Origin of the sequence: Bacillus salipaludis, from assembly GCF_030938565.1 — a bacterium.
GTDB lineage: Bacteria > Bacillota > Bacilli > Bacillales > Cytobacillaceae > Neobacillus > Neobacillus salipaludis_A.
The window spans coordinates 5,963,210-5,983,442 of the sequence record NZ_JAVGVR010000001.1 but is presented as its reverse complement, the minus strand read 5'-3'; the positions used below and the strand labels follow the sequence as shown (position 1 = coordinate 5,983,442).

Here is a 20,233-nt window from a genome sequence, read left to right as displayed (position 1 = left end):
GAGAAGGATCTTATGGGGGAACAAACTATTCTATGGGGAATTGCACCAATTGGCTGGCGGAATGATGATATTCCGGAAATTGGGGCAGGGAACTCCCTATCTCATTTGTTAAGTGATATTGTTGTAGCAGGCTTTCAAGGAACAGAAGTCGGTGGATTTTTTCCGGAAGCTGAAGTATTGAATAAAGAGCTGAAGTTACGAAATTTAAAAATTGCTGGACAATGGTTTAGTAGTTTCATTGTTCGGGATGGTATAGAAGAAGCAGCCAAATCCTTTCACAAGCATTGTCAGTATTTAAAAGAAGTGCATGCCAGCGTTGCGGTTGTTTCAGAGCAAACATACAGTATCCAGGGGACTGGAAAAAATGTTTTCACGGAAAAGCCTTACTTTACCGATGATGAATGGAACACATTGTGTGCAGGACTAAATGAACTTGGGAAAATAGCACAACAATATGACTTAAAACTCGTCTTCCATCATCATATGGGAACCGGTGTTCAGACCCTAGAGGAAATTGATCGGCTCATGGAAAATACGGATCCCAACCATGTTCATTTACTTTATGATACAGGCCACATCTTCGTCTCTGATGGAGATTATCTAACGCTATTAAATAAACATCTAGACCGGATTAAGCATGTTCACTTTAAAGATGTTAGAAAAGAAGTTTTGGAACAATGTAAGCAGGAAGGAAAATCATTTTTACAATCCTTCTTAAGCGGCATGTTTACCGTACCTGGTGATGGCTGCATCGATTTCACAAACGTTTACGAGACGCTAATCAACAATGAATATCAAGGATGGATTGTGATAGAAGCGGAACAAGATCCATCCATTGCACACCCTCTAGAATATGCTCTCATTGCTCGTCATTATATTGATGAAAAACTATTAATTCATGCTTAAGCAGCAGGGGGCAACTATATGACAAAACAGGGAACAGTGAAACCTCGAAATCAAAAGTCATTTTTAAAGACCATTACGTTAGTCTCGACCTTCGGGGGTTTGCTTTTTGGTTATGATACGGGAGTAATCAACGGCGCTTTGCCATATATGTCTAAATCGGATCAGTTAAACCTGACTCCGGCAACGGAAGGGCTTGTTGCCAGTTCACTCCTTTTCGGAGCTGCCCTTGGGGCGATGTTTGGGGGTAGATTGTCAGACAAAAATGGACGTCGCAAAAATATTCTTACTCTTGCCGTTCTGTTCTTTATTGCTACATTAGGCTGTACGCTTTCGCCAAACGCTTCTATCATGATTGTCTTTCGTTTCTTGCTTGGTCTAGCGGTTGGCGGTGCATCGGTAACCGTACCAACTTATTTAGCAGAGATGGCGCCGATGGAACGCCGGGGCCGAATGGTGACCCAAAATGAACTGATGATTGTTACTGGACAATTATTGGCCTTTACCTTTAATGCGATTCTCGGAACAACGCTCGGGGAAAGCGGCAATGTTTGGCGGTTTATGCTAGTAATTGCGACACTGCCGGCTGTTGTCTTATGGTTCGGGATGCTGATTGTACCGGAAAGCCCGCGCTGGTTGTCTTCTAAAGGAAAATTTGGTGAAGCATTAAGAGTTCTGCAGCAAATTCGTGAAGAAAAACAGGCTCAATCCGAACTAAAAGAAATTAAAACAACTCTTTCACAAGAAAAAGAAGTAAAACAAGCAACCTTTAAGGATTTAAATACTCCATGGATTCGGCGGATTGTTTTTCTTGGAGTTGGAATAGCTGTTGTTCAGCAAATCACCGGTGTTAACTCCATTATGTATTATGGAACGGAAATCCTAAAAGACTCAGGATTCGGAACAGAGGCAGCGCTGATTGGTAATATTGCAAACGGTGCCATCTCCGTTTTAGCCACTTTTGTTGGGATCTGGCTGCTTGGTAAAGTTGGCCGCCGCCCAATGTTATTGACTGGACAAATCGGTACGACGGCAGCACTTCTGTTAATTGGCATTTTTTCAATTGTACTAAAAGGCTCTCCTGCACTTCCTTATGTAGTGCTTTCGCTAACCGTAACATTCCTGGCATTTCAACAAGGAGCCATTTCACCAGTTACCTGGTTGATGCTCTCAGAAATATTCCCGCTTCGACTACGGGGAATTGGAATGGGCGCAACAGTGTTTTGCCTATGGATCACGAACTTCCTAATTGGATTGTTATTTCCAGTACTACTCGCCGGAATTGGATTATCAACCACTTTCTTCGTCTTCGTCGTACTTGGAATTGGGGCCATTGCCTTCGTGAAAAAATATTTACCGGAAACTAAGGGGCGTTCCCTTGAAGAATTGGAACATCATTTCCGTAGCTTGGATCAAAAAGGTATGAAAGATGTTTCAACCAAAATAGCTCAGTAATTTTATCGTAAGCGTTTACCCTATAAGACTATTAATAATCATTATGATAACTTGGAGGAACATAATCATGACATTGAAATTTGGTGTAGTAGGAACTGGAGCCATTGGCCGTGAACATATTAAAAGAATTACGAACACATTATCAGGTGGAAAAATAGTCGCTGTCACCGATGTAAATCAAGAGTCTGCAAAACAAACCGTCGAACAATTTGGTTTGGATGCCGTTGTCTATCCGGATGATAAAACACTAGTAAAGGATGAAAATGTTGATGCTGTCCTAGTTACTAGCTGGGGTCCTGCACACGAACAAACCGTTTTAGCTGCGATTGAAGCAGGAAAATATGTTTTTTGTGAAAAACCTCTGGCAACGACTGCAGAAGGCTGCATGCGAATCGTTGAAGCCGAAATCAAGCATGGCAAACGTCTTGTCCAGGTTGGATTTATGCGCAGGTATGACCGCGGTTATATGCAAATGAAAGAAGCCATCGATAGTGGGTTTATTGGAGCACCTTTAATGATTAAAGCTGCCCACCGCAATCCAACGGTTGATGAAAAATATACAACGGAAATGGCTGTTGTTGATACGTTAATTCATGAAATTGATTGCCTTCACTGGTTAGTAAATGATGATTATAAATCTGTTCAGGTCGTTTATCCAAGAAAAACCAAATATGCCTTAGCGCATCTGCAAGATCCACAATTGTTTACTATTGAGACACAGGGCGGTATCGTCATCAATGTAGAGGTATTTGTAAACTGCAGATTTGGATATGATATTCAATGTGAAGTCATTGGCGAAGACGGAGTTGTGACCTTGCCTGAACCGTTAAGTATCGGCTTCCGTAAAGAAGCAAAATTAGGGACGAATCTATTAATGGATTGGAAAGATCGCTTTATTGATGCTTATGATGTAGAATTGCAAGATTTTATGGATTCCATTAAGAAAACAGGAGAGCCTAATGGCCCGACTGCATGGGATGGCTATATAGCTGCTGTCACAGCTGATGTATGTGTGAAGGCACAACAGACAGGGGAAAAGGAACTGATTACCCTTCAAGAAAGACCAGCATTTTATAGTGAAAATGCAATTTGCACAACTGTTTAATTTTTGAAGGAGCATTGAAAGGGGATAAAAGCGAATGCGTTTAGCATATGATCCGTCACATTATCGTGACAATACAAATTTAAAAGATACAATCGATGCAGTTGCAAGACTAGGATATGAATGGGTAGAGTTATCCCCTCGTAAAGATTTTATTTGGTTTAATCAATATCCAAAGGTAGATAGGCAGCTAATCAAAGATTTAAAAAAATATTGTTTAGATGCTGGCGTAAAAATCTCATCCGTACTTCCTGTTCAGCAATGGTCCTCACCAAATGAAGAAGTACGTCAAGCTGCAGTGAGAAACTGGAAACGCTGTATCGAAATCACTTCTGAATTAGGAGTTGATTTGATGAACAGTGAATTTGCCGGCGACAAAAACCGTCCGGTTGAAAGTGAAGCTGCTTTTGTAAAATCAATGGATGAGCTGATGCCGATTTTTGAAACAGAGGGAATTAAACTAAATTTACAATCTCATCCACATGATTTTATTGAGTTGAACACAGAAGCGATCCAAATGATTCGTGCCCTGGATAAAGATTGGATTAAGCTGGTCTATTCTGTTGCACATGCTTTCTTTTATGATGACGGTATTGGTGATGTGGCCAAACATTTAGACGAAGCAGGAGATTTACTCGCGCATGTACTCATTGCGGATACACTTAATCATAAAGCAGCATTTGGATTACGCTATATCATTAATCCACCTGATGCAAACGTAACGATTCACCAGCATTTGAATCCAGGTCAAGGAGAAGTAGATTTTGATGCGCTCTATCGTAAATTAAGAGAAATGAAATTTGACGGAATTGTAACGAATTCAGTTTTCGCTTATCCTGATAAACCTGAATGGTCAAATGATGTAACATTGAAATCCATTAGAGAGGGTCTACATATTTAATGTAAAACTGCCAACTCTCTTATTTCTTTAAGCGGTGAGATCAATGCGAATAAGCATGGTTATCCAAAGACTATAACCATGCTTTATCTAAAAGAAAATTTGAACGAATGGAAACGGAGAGGTTCCTTATGAAATTATGTTTTAATCAGGCTACTACACTTGAAAATTCTAATCTAAAAAAAGATTTAGAGCTTTGTGAAAAACATGGCTATGATTATATTGAAATCCGTACAATGGATAAACTTCCTGAGTATTTAAAGGGAAATTCCATCGAAGATTTAGCAAACTACTTCGAAAATCATCATATTAAACCATTAGCCTTTAATGCTTTAGTATTTTTTAATAATCGTGATGAAGAAGGTCATGCGGCTATTATTGATGAATTCAAAGGCATGCTGGAGACAGGCAAAAAATTAGGTGTGAAGTATGTTGTAGCGGTTCCGCTTGTGACCGAACAAAAAATCCTAAAAGAAGAGATTAAGAAAAGCTGTGTAGAGGTATTAACAGAGTTATCTGATCTTGCAGAACCATATGGAATGAAAATTGCGGTTGAATTTGTCGGACATCCGCAGTGTACCGTAAATACTTTCGGTCAGGCCTATGAAATCGTTGAGACTGTTAATCGTGAAAATGTTGGCCTAGTCCTTGACTGCTTCCACTTCCATGCAATGGGTTCTAAAATGAAAGATTTGAAAAATGCGGACGGCTCGAAAATCTTTATTTTGCATATGGATGATACTGAAGATTTCCCAATTGGCTTTTTAACTGACGACGATCGTGTTTGGCCTGGATTAGGTGCTATTGATTTAGACAGCATTTTATCTACATTAAAAGAAATTGGTTATTCCGAAGTAGCTTCAGTAGAGCTATTCAGACCGGAATATTATCAACTAGATACAGATGAAAATATTAAGACTGCTAAAGAAACGACCGTTGGAGTGGTTTCAAAATACTTTGACTTTGAATAAGTAATAATGAAAAAACTTTTAAAAGGGGAGGTGCACGATTGATGACGATAGTACCTGTAAAAGAACATTCTCTTGTACCGATGAAAGAAATGCTTTTTAAAGCAAAAGAAGGCGGATATGCTGTTGGGCAATTTAATATTAATGGCCTACACTGGGTTCAGGCGACACTGCAGGCAGCAGAAGAAGAACAATCACCGATCATATTAGCGGCATCTGATCGCCTTGTCGATTATTTAGGTGGCTTTGGAATGGTTGCGGCAATGGTAAAAGAACAAGTGAAACGAATGAATATTACAGTTCCTGTCGCCTTGCATTTAGATCATGGCCGAAGTGTGGAAAGTTGCAAACAGGCAATTGATGCCGGATTTACCTCCGTCATGATTGATGGTTCCCACCTTCCAATTGACGAAAATATTGCGATGACAAAGCAAGTCGTTGAATATGCAAGGGCATTTGGTGTATCTGTAGAAGCGGAAGTGGGCACGGTTGGTGGAAATGAAGACGGCTTAATTGGCGGAATCCAATATGCAGATCCAAATGAATGCTTGCGAATCGTTACAGAGGCAGAAATCGATGCGTTAGCCGCTGCACTTGGCTCTGTTCACGGACCGTACCAAGGGGAGCCGAAGCTCGGCTTTGCCGAAATGAAACAAATTTCTGATATGACTGGAATACCTCTTGTGTTACATGGCGGTTCCGGTATTCCTGAGTATCAAATTGAAAAGGCAATAGCACTTGGTCATGCTAAGATCAATGTCAATACAGAATGTATCCAAGCCTGGACCAATGCAGTCCGTGTCTTTTTGGATACTGATCAAAAGGTATATGACCCTAGGACTATTCTTACGCCTGGGAAAGATGCGATTGTAGAAACAATTAAAGAAAAAATCAGATTGTTTAAGTCAAACCAAAAGGCTTGACGAATAGGGGGGCCTTATCTAACATGACTAAGGCATCCCCTATTGATAGCATTTGATCTTTTATTATATAGTAAAAATAAACTAGATGAACGTATGAACATGAAGTAAAGGGAGGTGGCGAGAATTGATTAAGACAAAACGGATTAAACAGATACAGGATTATATTTTTGAACATCAAACCGCTTCTCTAGACGAACTTTGTGATGTTTTTAATGTTTCTAAAAATACGATTCGTCGTGATATTCAAGAATTAGTTGAACTTGGAGAAATTAAAAAGGTTTATGGCGGGGTTGCTGTAAATGCGGAAGCACTGGTTTCCTTTAGTGACCGGAAAATACGCAACCAACAATCAAAAGAAGTCATTGCGAAAGCTGCTGCAAGCTATGTGGAAGACGGGGATGTCATTTTTATTGATTCTGGGACGACCACGCTAGAAATGATTGAATACATTAAAATGAAAAATTTAACAATTATCACGAATAATCTTGATTTTATGATTAATGCCCTTCCATATGAGAATTTAAACGTCATTTCTACTGGCGGGGTACTGGAACGGAAAACGAATTCGTTTATCAGCTTGAAACAATTTAATTTGCTTCAATCCTATAATATTAACAAAGCATTTATGGCTTCGACGGGTATTTCCTTAACAAATGGAGTGACAAATGCTTCACCGCTTGAGAGCGAAACGAAAACGATTGCGGTAGAAAGAAGTTCAAAAGTCTTTTTATTGGTGGATCGGGATAAATTTGATAAATATGGTCTAATGACTTACTGTGGCTTAGACGAGATTGATTATGTCGTGACTGATCAAATGCCATATGAAAACTATCAAGAATTTTTTAATCAGAATGAAATTGAGCTTGTTGTTGCAGAAGATCACGATTAAACCTAGAAAACAATCTCAGTCCAAATGTGAAAAACCATGTACATACGTCCATGGTTTATTGTTTATTTACTTCACTTTTCGAATGGAAGGTGACTGACGAAAAAGACTGGGAGTGGTTCATTGCGTACGTTTAATCCTATTAGGGATAAAACTATTTTTTTAGCGGTTTCGTTCATTTTATGGTTTTCCCATTTTATTTATGTTCCGATTTTATCCCCCTATATGGAATCAATTGGGGGAAAATATACGTTTATCGGAATCGTTTTGGGCAGCTATGGTCTGATGCAATTATTATTTCGATTACCGATTGGTATTTCTTCAGATATGCTGAAAGTAAGAAAGCCATTTTTAATTTTTGGAATGATGGTTAGTGCGCTAAGCTGTCTGATTTTTTCGGTAACCGATCATTTACTATGGGTTCTGATTGCCCGTTGCCTTGCAGGAATAGCTGCAGCAACGTGGGTAGTTTTTACCGTCCTGTACTCTAGTTATTTTTCAGACCGTGAAATTCATCGGGCGATGAGCATGATTTCCTTCATTGTTGTGTTTGCACAGCTTCTAGGGATGGGGCTAAGCGGTTATATTGTTGATCGGTGGGGCTGGCATGCGCCGTTTTGGTTCGGAGCAGGTATTGCGGTAATTGGTGTGTTTCTTTCATTCTTTGTGTTTGAGCCGAAGGAAGGGATAGATAGGAAACCTATTCAATTAAAAGATTTGACCACGGTGGTAAAGGACCCTCTGCTTTTAAAAGCTTCTACCTTATCGATTTTGGCCCATAGCATTATTTTTTCAACGATGTTTGGATTTATTCCGGCCTATGCACTACATATTGGTTTTAGCACAAATGATTTAATTCTTGTCATTCTTTCGTTTATGATCCCGCATGCGATTGCTACTCTTTATATGGGGAATCTATTGGTTCCATCGATGGGAAAATGGGGAACGTTAGGAATTTCTTATTTGCTGGCGGCTGTTTTCACGTTTGCAGTTCCATTTATTCATTTAAGGAGCTTATTTTATGTCGCACAAATCGTTAATGGGTTTTCACTGGGGATTATCTTTCCACTGCTTTTAGGTATGTCGATAGAAACGATTCCGCATGCGAAAAGGGCAACTGCAATGGGGGCCTATCAAGCCATTTATGCCATTGGGATTTTTGCGGGGCCCTTTATTGCGGGCATATTAAATGCCCATTTGGGGCTGGCAGCTGGATTTTATTTCGCTGCTGCCATCGGAGGGGTTGCGGTGATTTTTATTAGTCTATGGAGAAGAAAGAATGCTTTTAATCCAGCATTAGAAAATGGAATGGATGTTTAATTTTATTGTATGGAGAGGATGAAGTAAAAATGGTACAAAAGGCTCGGCTTGGACGATCTGATCTAGTGGTTACCCCAATAGGACTTGGTACAAATGCGGTAGGCGGCCATAATTTATATCCAAATTTGGATGAACAAATGGGGAAAGAATTAGTTAGGGCGGCTCTTCGCCATGACGTTGATTTTTTGGACACCGCTTTTATTTATGGGCCAAAGCGCTCTGAGGAGTTAATCGGTGAGGTAGTAAAAGAATCAGGGATGCGCGGTAAAGTTGTTTTAGCAACCAAAGCAGCCCATCGATTTATTGGGAATGGTGTTGTCATGGATAACTCGCCTGCTTTCTTAAAACAGTCAGTAGAGGAGGCCTTGAGACGTCTACAAACAGATTATATTGACTTATTTTACATCCACTTTCCCGATAATAAGACCCCAAAATATGAGGCAGTTGGTGCATTGAAGGAGTTAAAGGATCAAGGGAAAATCCGGGCTATTGGTGTTTCTAACTTTACACTCAACCAGTTGAAGGAAGCGAATCAGGACGGGTATGTCGATGTCTTTCAAGGTGGATATAATCTATTAGACCGCGGAGCGGAGAAGGATGTTCTGCCGTATACAGCAGAAAACCAGATTTCATTTGTACCGTTTTTCCCATTAGCCTCGGGTCTTCTTGCAGGGAAATATACGAATGATACAAAGTTTGGTCCAAAGGATTTGCGCAGTGATATGCCACATTTCCAAGGTGAAGCATTCAAACAAAACTTAGAAAAAGTAGAGCGATTGCGGAAAATGGCTGAAGCGAAAGGAGCGGAAGTGGCTCATATTGTGCTTGCATGGTATTTAACGCGAGGTTCGATTGATGTAGTCATTCCGGGGGCTAAGAATCCTGAGCAAGTATTGAACAATTTGAACACTTTAAATGTAGAACTATCAATGAATGAAATTGAGGAAATTGACTGGATCTTTAAATAATATTTTGAAAAAAACTATATCTAAAAAAGAGCCAAATGAAATTTATGGGCTCTTTTTTTGTTTATTAAGCGGAAATTACCGTAAAAAATTATTCTAAGATAGAAAGGATTACGAAACTATTAGAAAATACAAAAAAATCTGTTGACTGAAAGCGCTTAACAAACTATTATTAAGTTAACCAAGAATTAATCAATACATAACAAATTTTCTTAAGATGAATGGGTAATATAGTTATTGTGTATTGGTTTGTGGGTAACTAAATACTTTAAATAGTAGAGTTAACCATAATATTATCAAAAGTTAATAATTCAAAAAGGGTCTAATCACACTAAGGGGGAATGATCTTTCTATTCGGTTAAATCTTCAAAAATATAACTTGGAAACTCCATTTGAAAAGTGTGCAAATCTAGTAAACTACTTAGAACATACATAAATACAAATATAAGGAGGAAGTATTGTACATGAATAAGAAATTAATGGGTTTGTTGATGGCTTTTGTATTACTTTCAGGATTACTAGCCGGCTGCGGTTCGGCAACAACTTCAGGTAAGGATAAAAATCATATTGTCATTGGTGCAGCGATGCCGGTGTTCGACGATAAATGGCTATCATACCTATATGATGGAATTAATCAATATGACAAAGAACATAAAAATGTAGAAGTGAAAATGGTAGATGCCAAAAATGACTCTAGTAAGCAAATGTCTCAAGTGGATACATTCATTACTCAAGGCGTAGATGCAATTATTATTAACCCAGTTGATACAGATGCAGTTGAACCAATGGTCAATGCTGCAAATGACGCTAATATCCCAGTGATTATTGTAAATAGAGCGCCAAGTAAAAAGGTTTTGAAAAAAATCTATGCATATGTTGGTTCAGAGTCTCTTGAGGCTGGAACTATCCAAATGAAAAAAGTAGCAGAATTATTGGGAGGCAAAGGAGATATTGGTCTAATGAATGGTACATTAGGTCAAGAATCAGTAGTAAAAAGAACACAAGGGAACAAAGATGTTGTGAAAGAAAACCCAGGTATGAAAATTGTCCGTGAAGCTTCCGCTGATTATCAAAGATCCACAGGGATGACCTTGATGGAAAACTGGATCCAATCTGGAAAACATTTTGATGCCATTGTTGCAAATAATGATGAAATGGCCATTGGAGCGATTGCGGCGCTTGATGAAGCAGGTAAGCGCGGAAATATCATTGTTGCAGGTATTGATGGAACAATTGACGCTTTAAAATATGTTAAAGATGGGAAATTAAATGTTACCGCTTTCCAAGATGCATTTGGTCAAGGTAAAGGAGCGATTGAAGCAGCAATTGATGCTGTAAAAGGTAAAAAATTAAAGAATAACTTTATTAATATCCCATTCCAATTAGTTACAAAGGATAATGTCGACGAGTTTATCAAAAAATGGGAAAAGTAATTCTTAATTGAAAAGGTCGCTCAGACCCGAGTTCTGAGCGGCCCCTTTACAAAAATCTTAATCTAGGCGGTGATGAAGGTGAGTGAGTATATTCTCGAACTCGATAACATTACAAAGGAGTTTCCCGGGGTAAAAGCACTAGATAATATTCAATTAAAGATAAGAAAAGGTTCTGTTCACGGCCTAATGGGAGAGAATGGGGCGGGGAAGTCCACTCTAATGAAGATTATCTTTGGGATCTATACTCCAGATGCTGGCACTATTCGGTTCAAAGGTAAAGAATTAAAAGTAAGCGGGCCTAAAGAAGCGGTGAAAAATGGTATTTCCATGATTCATCAAGAATTAAGTCCAGTCCCGCATATGACGGTGGCTGAGAATATTTTTTTAGGCAGGGAATTTTCATTTGGAAAGACCGGCTGGGTAAATAATAAAAAAATGGTGGAAGAATCTAGAAAACTCTTTGAAACATTGAATATCAATATTGATCCGGCTACGAAAATGAAAGATTTAAGTATTGCCAATATGCAAATGGTTGAGATAGCAACAGCTGTTTCCTATAATGCTGACTTAATTATTATGGATGAGCCAACATCAGCGATTACAGATAAAGAGGTTGAACAGTTATTTGCAATTATTCGTTCTTTACAAGCCAAAGGCGTTTCCATCATTTATATTTCACATAAAATGGATGAAATTTTTAAAATCTGTGATGAATTAACTGTTTTTCGAGACGGCCAATATATAGGCACAAAATCAGCAAAAGAAATAGATGAAAATACATTGATTCAAATGATGGTTGGGCGGGAAATAAAGCAAGTCTTTCATAAAGAAAAAGCTGAATTGGGAGAAGTCATCTTAGCGGTCAAAAATCTTTCCAGGAAAGGGAAGTTCCAAAATGTTAATTTTGAACTTCGAAAGGGCGAGATTTTAGGGATTGCTGGCCTGATGGGAGCGGGAAGAACAGAGGTCATTGAGAGCATCTTTGGAATTGATCCTCCTGATACCGGCGAGATTTACATAAAAGGCAAAAAGGTAAAAATAAAAAATCCGCAAGATGCCATTAAAAATAAAATTGCCCTGTTAACGGAAGATCGGAAATTAACGGGCGCTTTTCTTCCTCTATCTATTCGGGAAAATATGATTATCTCCAATATTAATCGGTTTTTAAAGGGTGGCTATATCAATAATAGGGAAGTAAAAGAAAAATGCAATGAACAGGTCGAACTGTTAAATATTAAAACCCCTCACCTTGATCAGCTCATTATGAATTTAAGCGGTGGAAATCAACAGAAAGTATTACTTGCACGATGGCTCTTGAATGACCCGGATATTCTTATCCTGGATGAACCGACAAGAGGTGTAGATGTTGGTGCTAAATCAGAGATTCATAAGCTAATGTCTAAGCTTGCGCAGCAAGGAAAGGCGATTATCATGATTTCCTCCGAAATGCCGGAAATCTTAGGAATGAGTGACCGAATTATTGTCATGCACGAGGGTGATAAAAAGGGAGAATTAGGGCGAGAGGAAGCGAATCAAGAAAAAATATTAGAAATCGCCTATCATTAATATTTTTTAGGGAATTGAAGAGGAGGGTTCAAATTGAGTAGTCCATCAACTAGTACTGTTTCTACTGTAAATCAAGGTAGTGAAAAAAACCTTTGGAAAGAAAAGATTGGCCCATTCATTAGTAAATATGGAATTGTCTTTGTTTTACTTGCAATGGTTATTATTATGTCGTTTCTATCGCCGTCCTTTCTAAAAACACAAAACCTATTAAACATTATTCGGCAAATCTCGTTTATTGGAATAGTTGGCATTGGTGTTACCATTGTTATTATTACAACTGGTATTGACTTATCCTCCGGCTCAGTTATTGCATTGACTTCTGTTATGGTAGCGAGTTTTGCGCATCCTGGGGACTCTCTGGTCATATCTTTATTGATTGGTGTAGGGGTAGGGGTTGCCTGTGGCGCGATAAATGGAATTATCTCAACAAAGGGGAAGATTCCGCCATTTATCTCAACGCTTGGAATGATGACAGCGGCAAGAGGTTTAGCCCTGTTATATAGTGACGGAAGACCGATTCCAAACTTATCTGAACCATTTATGTTTTTAGGCAGAGGTGTCATTGCAGGAATTCCGGTTCCGATTATTATATTTGCTTTAGTAGGGATTGTGTCTCATATATTACTAGCTAAAACAAAGTTTGGTAAGTATACCTATGCAATTGGCGGTAATGTTCAAGCTGCGAAAATCTGTGGAATCAATGTTGATCGCTACCTAATTTTAATCTATGTTTATGCAGGATTGCTATCTGCTATTGCCGGTATGCTGCTGACTGCAAGGGTAAGTGTCGGACAGCCAAGTATGGGAGTATCCTTTGAGCTTGATGCGATTGCTGCTGCGGTTATCGGTGGCACAAGTTTAGCAGGTGGGGTCGGTACCATCCCTGGAACGATTATTGGTGCCTTGATAATTGGGGTTTTAAATAACAGCCTTGATTTATTAGGAGTATCTTCTTACTGGCAGCAAATTTTAAAGGGTGCCATCATCGTAAGTGCTGTATTAATTGATTCTCGTAAAAATAAAAAAGCTTAATAGAGAAGAACAAACAGGTCTGACTTTTAGAGGTCAGACCCATTTTATGCAATATAGATAAAGGGTTTCCCTAAAATAATAAAAGGTGGAGATTTCGGATGAATAGGGTAAAGGTTGGTATAGTTGGCTTAGGAAGATTAGGCAGGCAGCATGCGGAAAATCTGGCGTTTCGCATTCCTAATTGTGAATTATCAGCCGTTTGCAGTGTAATTCTCGAGGAAGTGGAAGAAGTTCAAAAAGAGTGGAATATTCCATATGCCTATACGAATTATGATGAGATGCTAAAAAATAAGGAACTGGATGCCATCTTTATTGCTTCACCATCAGGGTTTCATTGTGAGCAAATTGAGAAAGCTTTAAATGCTGGATTCCACGTGTTCAGCGAAAAACCACTTGGATTGTATTTAGAAGAAGCGCTTCATGTACAAGAAGTAGTCAATATGCATAAGGACCAAGTATTTATGCTTGGATTTATGCGCAGATATGATAAGTCTTATGCCTATGCAAAAAAGAAAATAGAAGAAGGTAAAATTGGGGAACCATTCTTAATTCGCTGCTATGGACTTGACCCGGCAAAAGCCATCAACGGGTTTATGCAATTTGCGAAAAATAACTATAGTGGTGGTTTGTTCCTTGATATGGCGATTCATGATTTGGATCTTGCCAGATGGTTTTTAAACGCAGAGGCTAAACAGGTTTGGGCTATTGGCGGTGCCTATGCCTATCCTGATTTTTCAAAGTTAAATGATGCTGAAACAGGTGCGGCAATGGTAAAATTTGAGGATAATAAAATGGGGATTTTTGTAGCTGGTCGTAATAGTGCCCATGGCTATCACATTGAAACGGAAATTATCGGAACAAAAGGTACGTTGCGAATTGGAATGGTTCCAGAAAAAAATATGGTTACTGTCTTTGATGAAACTGGCGCAGTAAAGGAATGCTCTGATGGGTTTTTGGAACGTTTTGAACAGGCCTATTTAAGTGAAGTTGAGGAGTTCATCTCTTGTATAAGGGATAATAGAAAGCCAAACGTTACAGTCGAAGATGGAGTGTTATCAACCGCTCTTGGCTATGCTTGCAAGGAATCATTTGAAACAGGAGAGTTGATTATGGTTCAATCTCCATATCATAAACTAACTAATAAATGACTCAGTATTTTATTAACAAAGACTTTCATCCAAGCTTTGAAGATGGTACCATTCCGAAACTGCTCTATATTTGTAATGTTGATTCAACTCATACAAGCTTGCCTAGAGCGATGCATATGCATCATGATGTACTGGAAATTATTTTTATCAAAGAAGGAAGCGGCGGTCACTTGATTGGTGACCGGCACTATAAAACCATTAAAGGTGATATATTAATCTATAATAGTGGTGTTCTTCACGATGAATATGGAAATCCGGATACGAATATGAGCGTTTTTTGCTGTGGGATTACAAATTTAAAGCTATCTGGATTTCCGAAAAATCATTTGGTTTCAAAAGATTCTTCCTATGTTTTACGCAGTGGGGAGTATGCCACGAATATTGAATCGTTACTAGAAATGATGTATTCACAAATTTCGGGGAAAAACCAGGTGCAGAAGAAACATGTAGTTATTTGCTTCGTGCCCTTATTACGATCATTTTGCAAATTCCACAGGAGAACCTCGTATTATCAAAATCAGAGGAATCACTACTAGCCAATACCATTAAATCGTATATTGACGAACATTATATGGAAGATATTTCATTGAATATCCTTTCGCAAAAACTTCATATTAGTTCCTTTTATCTCGTTCATGTTTTCAAAGAACATACTGGATTTTCTCCGATTCAATATATCATTCGCCGCCGAATTGGGGAAGCGCAGTCATTGCTGATTAACACAAACGAAAGTGTTACCAATATTGCGGGTGTGGTTGGTTACGATAATACTAGCCATTTTACGACCCTTTTTTCTAAAACTGTAGGAATGTCTCCAAAAAAATACCGACAATTATGGATTAAAAAGTGAAGGAAGAAACTCCTCTCCCAAAATATAAAAACATTAAAAAGTCCTCATCTGGTGATATTTGATCCAGATGAGGGCTTTTTTTGTACTTTGTTCATTTGAAAACCTGATAGTGCAAGATTGTGAAGTTTTTTTATAAAAAAGTGAACATTTCTTTTGATGGCCAAGTACCCATCAAGTTTTTAGAACATCACAAAAATAAGATATTGGAGGTAGAAATATATATAAATACTATAATTTATTTATAGGGAGGAAACGCTTACAGGTTAATTGATAGGGGACGAAAAAAATTAAAAAGGAGTGTTTAATATGTTAAATGGTGAAAGAAAAATAGCAAGACCACTACGTTGGGGTATGGTCGGAGGTGGCCGACTTGGACAAGTTGGTTACAAACACCGTACGGGTGCACTACGAGATAATACTGCTTATCAATTAGTAGCAGGAGCATTTGATATTGATTCCGAGAGAGGAAGGGATTTTGGTGTAAATATTGGAGTAGACGCAGACCGTTGCTATTCTGATTATAAAACCATGTTTGCAGAAGAATCGTTGAGAGAGGATGGGGTTGAGGTTGTAACCGTCGCTACTCCTAACGGAACTCATTATGAAATCTGTAAGGCGGCGTTAGAACCTGGTCTGCATGTTATTTGTGAAAAACCTTTGTTTTTTACCTCCCAAGAGGGTGAAGAGATTAAAGCACTGGCAGAGAACAAAGGGAAAATTGTTGGGGTAACGTATGGTTTTTCCGGAAATCAAATGTTACTGCAAATGAGGGCAATGATTGAACAAGGAAAAATTGGTGACATTCGTGTTGTTGAGTTGCAGTACACTCATGGTTTTAATTCTAATGATAAGTCTGATAAAACAAATGATGCACAAAAATGGCGTATTGATCCTACGGTTGCAGGCCTAAGTTTTGTTTTAGGGGACCTTTCCACCCATACGTATTATATGTCCCAGCTGATTATGCCACATATGAAAATAAAAAAATTGTTATGTGACCGGCAGAGTTTTATTGGAACCCGCGCTCCTTTAGAGGATAATGCTTTTGTTCTTATGCACTATGAAATGGGGCGGTCGGAAGACTTTGGACATCCTCCATTAATGCAGGATGTATGGACGGACATCGGATTCGAATTGTCGGATCTAAGGCAAGTTTGGAATGGTGGGACAGTAAAGGTGGAGAACTGAAATATGAGGTTCAGGGCGAACCTGCTCAAACTTTAATCCGTGCTATGGCTTACTTAGATGATAGTTCTAATGCAGACGAACGTTTAGGTGCACTGCATGTCGAAGGATTATCTGAAGCTTGGGCTAATATTTACCTCAAATTTGCGATTGCAATTGATGCAAAAAACCGAAATGATGAGGAAACATTAAAGCATTTAGTTTACCCTGATATTGACGCTGGTATAGAAGGAATTCGCTGGATTGAAAATTGTGTTCGTTCTGCAGATAATGGATCAGTTTGGGTAGAGTTTCAAAACAAAAAAGCCTTATTAGTATAAAAAGGGGATTTCCAACTCTTGACAAAATATTGTAAACTCTTATTCAATTATATTAACTGGTGAAACTGTCACACCGTAGAAGAAGAGGTGGGTTTATGGTACAGAGTTTTGTTAAAAAAGAATTCACACCATCTTTTGAAAATGGCAAACTTCCAAAGCTCCTTTATGTTTGTAAAGCTGAGGCCGATCATACCAAACTACCTTGTGTTATGCATGTGCATCATGACAGGCTCGAAATTTTGTATATTAGAGATGGCAGAGGAATTCATACGATTGGCGGACGGCAATACCATACGAAAAAGGGCGATATTCTTATTTATAACAGCGGAATGATCCATGATGAGCGTACAAATCCAGAGGCAGAAATGAGTGTGTACAGCTGTGGTGTAGGAAACTTAAAGTTAGAGGGATTACGGGAAAATTGTCTAATACCCGACGGATCAAGTCCCGTTTTACGCAGCGGAGCCTTTGGCCAGGATATTGAAGATTTATTTCGAATGATGTACACCCAAATTTGTTCGGGGAATACTGGGGCGGAAGAAATCAGCCATCATCTAATGCATACCCTCTTGATTATGGTGCTAAAACAAATGGATCGAAGGAATGATACGGAGGAAAGCAAGGGAGTTATTTTAGGAGAACGCATAAAGAATTACCTGGATGAACATTTTTCTGAAATCGATACGTTGGAAACCATAAGTGAAGCTTTAAATATCAGCCTTTCATACTTATGTCATATTTTTAAGGAAACGACTGGTTATGCTCCGATGCAATACATTATGAGGCGTAGAATTGGGGAGGCTCAATCTCTCTTGATTAATACCCAGTATAATTCCACTGAAATCGCATCCTTAGTAGGATACGATAATTCCAACTACTTCAACACAATTTTCACCAAAATTGTTGGCATGTCTCCAATCAAATATCGAAAATGCTGGGTGGATATAAATGAACCTGTTGGGAAATGAACATTTCATGAAAGGGGATAGCTCTTTAAGGGAGTTATTCTCTTTTTTTTAAAACGATTAAAAACAAGATAGTGAAAGTTTTACTTATATAGATAGAAAAATCGTTTTAAATCAAACAAGATAGTGAAAGCGTTTAACCGATACAAAATTTATAATGAAAGCATAAGTTTCGGAGGTGTTTCAATTGAGTATAAAAATTTCAGGAGCCCCATGCTGCTGGGGGGTGGATGATCCCCAAAATCCTTATCTGCCTCCATGGGAGCGGGTGCTGAACGAGGCATCACAAGCTGGGTATAAAGGTATTGAGTTAGGGCCATATGGATATATACCAATGGATATTGAGAGAGTACAAGATGAGCTCTCGAAACATGATTTGACGATTATTGCAGGGACAATATTTGATGATTTAGTTTCAGAGAGTAATATTGAAAATTTACTACAACAGGTAGATGATATTTGTACTTTAATCACAAAACTTCCTCCTTCCCCAAAGGAGAAGGGACAAAAATTTCCAACTCCTTATTTGGTGATTATTGATTGGGGGCATGACGAAAGAGACTTTAATGCTGGCCATCCTGATCGGGCACCAAGGTTATCGACACAGGATTGGGACAAGATGATGAACCATATTCGTTCACTTTCCGAGCGGGCGTGGAATCTGTATGGCGTACGTCCCGTCATCCATCCGCATGCCGGGGGTTATATTGAATTTGCAGACGAGATTAAGAAACTATTAGAAGATATTCCATATGAAACCGCCGGACTATGCCTGGATACAGGACATCTATATTATTCTAAAATGGATCCGGTTCAGTGGCTAAGAGATTATGCAGACCGAATGGATTATATCCATTTCAAGGATATTGATCTAGATATCTATCACCAAGTGATGGATGAACAGATTCGCTTTTTTGATGCTTGCGGCAAAGGGGTCATGTGTCCAATCGGGCAGGGGATCATGGATTACCATTCGATTCACCAATTATTAAAAGAGATTCATTACCATGGATATATCACGATCGAACAGGAACGAGACCCTAGAAATGCGGATACTAGTTTACGCGATGTGAAGCAAAGTGTTGACTATTTAAAGAGTGTAGGCTATTAAGAGTTTCAAAGAAAAGGAGAAATCAAAAATGATCTATGGCGAAAAAAATGTTGAGAAACCAATCCGTTGGGCAATGGTAGGTGGCGGACGCGGAAGTCAAATTGGGTATATTCATCGTTCATCTGCTTTACGTGACAATAATTTTAAATTGGTTGCCGGAGCCTTTGATATTAATCCGGAACGTGGAAGAGATTTTGGCGTAAATTTACATGTTAGTCCAGACCGTTGCTACCCAGATTATAAAACCATGTTCGAAGAAGAAGCTAAACGTGAAGATGGTATTCAAGCCGTTTCAATTGCAACCCCAAACGGCACTCACTACGAGATTTGCAAAGCTGCACTGAATGCGGGTCTGCATGTTGTTTGTGAAAAGCCGTTGTGTTTTACGACTGAAGAGGCAAAAGATCTTGAGGCGCTTTCCAAAAAGGAAAATCTTGTGGTGGGTATCACCTATGGTTATTCCGGTCATCAGGTCATTGAACAGGCACGTCAAATGATAGCGAATGGTGATTTAGGGGAAATTCGTATTGTGAATATGCAGTTTGCACACGGATTCCACTCAGGAGCTGTGGAAGAAAATAATGCAAGTACAAAGTGGCGTGTAGATCCAAAAATGGCAGGTCCAAGTTATGTACTGGGTGATTTGGGAACACATCCTCTCTACTTGTCAGAAGTAATGCTGCCTAATTTGAAAATTAGAAAATTGATGTGTACGAGACAGAGCTTTGTTAAGAGTCGAGCTCCACTGGAAGATAATGCCTATACCATTATGGAATATGATAATGGTGCTGTTGGTACGGTGTGGTCCTCATGTGTAAATGCTGGTTCCATGCATGGACAAAAGATCCGGGTCATCGGTTCTAAGGCCAGTATTGAATGGTGGGATGAACAGCCTAATCAGCTGCGTTATGAAATCCAGGGAAAACCTGTGCAGATTGTAGAACGCGGTATGGATTATCTCTATCCTGAAGCATTAGTAGATGATCGCATTGGCGGTGGTCATCCTGAAGGGCTATTTGAAGCATGGTCCAATCTATACACACGGTTTGCAAAAGCTATGGCAGCAGTAGATCGGGGTGAAACGCTAGAAGATGTTTGGTACCCGGGTATTGAGGCAGGGGTAGAAGGTGTCCGGTGGGTGGAGAACTGTGTACGATCTGCAGACAATGGTGCTGTATGGGTCGAATATCAATAACAACAGAT

18 protein-coding genes and 1 pseudogene are annotated in these 20,233 nt (G+C 39.0%); all 19 read left to right on the top strand.

The genetic code is table 11. The annotated features are described in order from the left end of the window. The first annotated feature begins 12 nt into the window (after nt 1-12). A complete protein-coding gene (iolE, locus tag RCG21_RS29715; protein WP_308914119.1) occupies nt 13-906 on the top strand; it encodes a myo-inosose-2 dehydratase in 894 nt (297 codons plus the stop codon). An 18-nt stretch (nt 907-924) separates the two neighbouring features. Then, complete coding sequence (locus tag RCG21_RS29710) at nt 925-2,358, top strand: sugar porter family MFS transporter (protein WP_308914118.1); 1,434 nt, start codon at nt 925-927, stop codon at nt 2,356-2,358. Nucleotides 2,359-2,425: 67 nt separating this feature from the next. Then, a complete protein-coding gene (iolG, locus tag RCG21_RS29705) occupies nt 2,426-3,463 on the top strand; it encodes a bifunctional inositol 2-dehydrogenase/D-chiro-inositol 1-dehydrogenase (protein ID WP_308914117.1) in 1,038 nt (345 codons plus the stop codon). 34 nt (nt 3,464-3,497) lie between these two features. Continuing rightward, complete coding sequence (locus tag RCG21_RS29700; RefSeq protein WP_308914116.1) at nt 3,498-4,361, top strand: sugar phosphate isomerase/epimerase family protein; 864 nt, start codon at nt 3,498-3,500, stop codon at nt 4,359-4,361. A gap of 128 nt (nt 4,362-4,489) precedes the next feature. After that, nucleotides 4,490-5,329 carry a 2-keto-myo-inositol isomerase gene (iolI, locus tag RCG21_RS29695; RefSeq protein WP_308914115.1) on the top strand — a complete coding sequence of 280 codons (840 nt, stop codon included), beginning with the start codon at nt 4,490-4,492 and terminating at the stop codon, nt 5,327-5,329. 41 nt (nt 5,330-5,370) lie between these two features. Next, nucleotides 5,371-6,249: a class II fructose-1,6-bisphosphate aldolase gene (gene fba, locus RCG21_RS29690; RefSeq protein WP_308914313.1), complete on the top strand. Its 879-nt coding sequence runs from the start codon at nt 5,371-5,373 to the stop codon at nt 6,247-6,249. Between the two features lie 124 nt (nt 6,250-6,373). Then, nucleotides 6,374-7,138, top strand: a complete 765-nt coding sequence (locus RCG21_RS29685) for a DeoR/GlpR family DNA-binding transcription regulator (RefSeq protein ID WP_308914114.1) — start codon at nt 6,374-6,376, stop codon at nt 7,136-7,138. 120 nt (nt 7,139-7,258) lie between these two features. After that, complete coding sequence (locus RCG21_RS29680; protein ID WP_308914113.1) at nt 7,259-8,455, top strand: MFS transporter; 1,197 nt, start codon at nt 7,259-7,261, stop codon at nt 8,453-8,455. A 29-nt stretch (nt 8,456-8,484) separates the two neighbouring features. Beyond that, nucleotides 8,485-9,423 carry an aldo/keto reductase gene (locus RCG21_RS29675; RefSeq protein ID WP_308914112.1) on the top strand — a complete coding sequence of 313 codons (939 nt, stop codon included), beginning with the start codon at nt 8,485-8,487 and terminating at the stop codon, nt 9,421-9,423. A gap of 461 nt (nt 9,424-9,884) precedes the next feature. Continuing rightward, complete coding sequence (locus tag RCG21_RS29670) at nt 9,885-10,853, top strand: sugar ABC transporter substrate-binding protein (RefSeq protein ID WP_308914111.1); 969 nt, start codon at nt 9,885-9,887, stop codon at nt 10,851-10,853. A gap of 72 nt (nt 10,854-10,925) precedes the next feature. Continuing rightward, entirely contained in the window at nt 10,926-12,419 is a 1,494-nt protein-coding gene (locus tag RCG21_RS29665; RefSeq protein ID WP_308914110.1) for a sugar ABC transporter ATP-binding protein, read from the top strand. Nucleotides 12,420-12,524: 105 nt separating this feature from the next. Continuing rightward, nucleotides 12,525-13,451: an ABC transporter permease gene (locus RCG21_RS29660; RefSeq protein WP_308914312.1), complete on the top strand. Its 927-nt coding sequence runs from the start codon at nt 12,525-12,527 to the stop codon at nt 13,449-13,451. Nucleotides 13,452-13,549: 98 nt separating this feature from the next. Further along, nucleotides 13,550-14,599, top strand: a complete 1,050-nt coding sequence (locus tag RCG21_RS29655; protein WP_308914109.1) for a Gfo/Idh/MocA family oxidoreductase — start codon at nt 13,550-13,552, stop codon at nt 14,597-14,599. Beyond that, nucleotides 14,596-15,135: an AraC family ligand binding domain-containing protein gene (locus RCG21_RS29650; RefSeq protein WP_308914108.1), complete on the top strand. Its 540-nt coding sequence runs from the start codon at nt 14,596-14,598 to the stop codon at nt 15,133-15,135. Before RCG21_RS29655 ends, RCG21_RS29650 begins: the two co-directional genes overlap by 4 nt. Beyond that, nucleotides 15,054-15,449: a helix-turn-helix transcriptional regulator gene (locus tag RCG21_RS29645; protein WP_308914107.1), complete on the top strand. Its 396-nt coding sequence runs from the start codon at nt 15,054-15,056 to the stop codon at nt 15,447-15,449. Before RCG21_RS29650 ends, RCG21_RS29645 begins: the two co-directional genes overlap by 82 nt. A 306-nt stretch (nt 15,450-15,755) precedes the next feature. Then, nucleotides 15,756-16,954 (top strand): annotated as a pseudogene (locus RCG21_RS29640) (Gfo/Idh/MocA family protein). A 95-nt stretch (nt 16,955-17,049) separates the two neighbouring features. Beyond that, the gene (locus RCG21_RS29635; RefSeq protein WP_308914106.1) at nt 17,050-17,922 is read left to right on the top strand and encodes a helix-turn-helix transcriptional regulator; all 873 of its coding nucleotides are present in this window, start codon (nt 17,050-17,052) and stop codon (nt 17,920-17,922) included. 184 nt (nt 17,923-18,106) lie between these two features. Beyond that, on the top strand, nt 18,107-19,030 hold the full coding sequence (locus tag RCG21_RS29630; protein WP_308914105.1) for a sugar phosphate isomerase/epimerase family protein: 924 nt from the start codon (nt 18,107-18,109) through the stop codon (nt 19,028-19,030). Nucleotides 19,031-19,058: 28 nt separating this feature from the next. Continuing rightward, entirely contained in the window at nt 19,059-20,225 is a 1,167-nt protein-coding gene (locus RCG21_RS29625; RefSeq protein WP_308914104.1) for a Gfo/Idh/MocA family protein, read from the top strand. Nucleotides 20,226-20,233 lie beyond the last annotated feature (8 nt).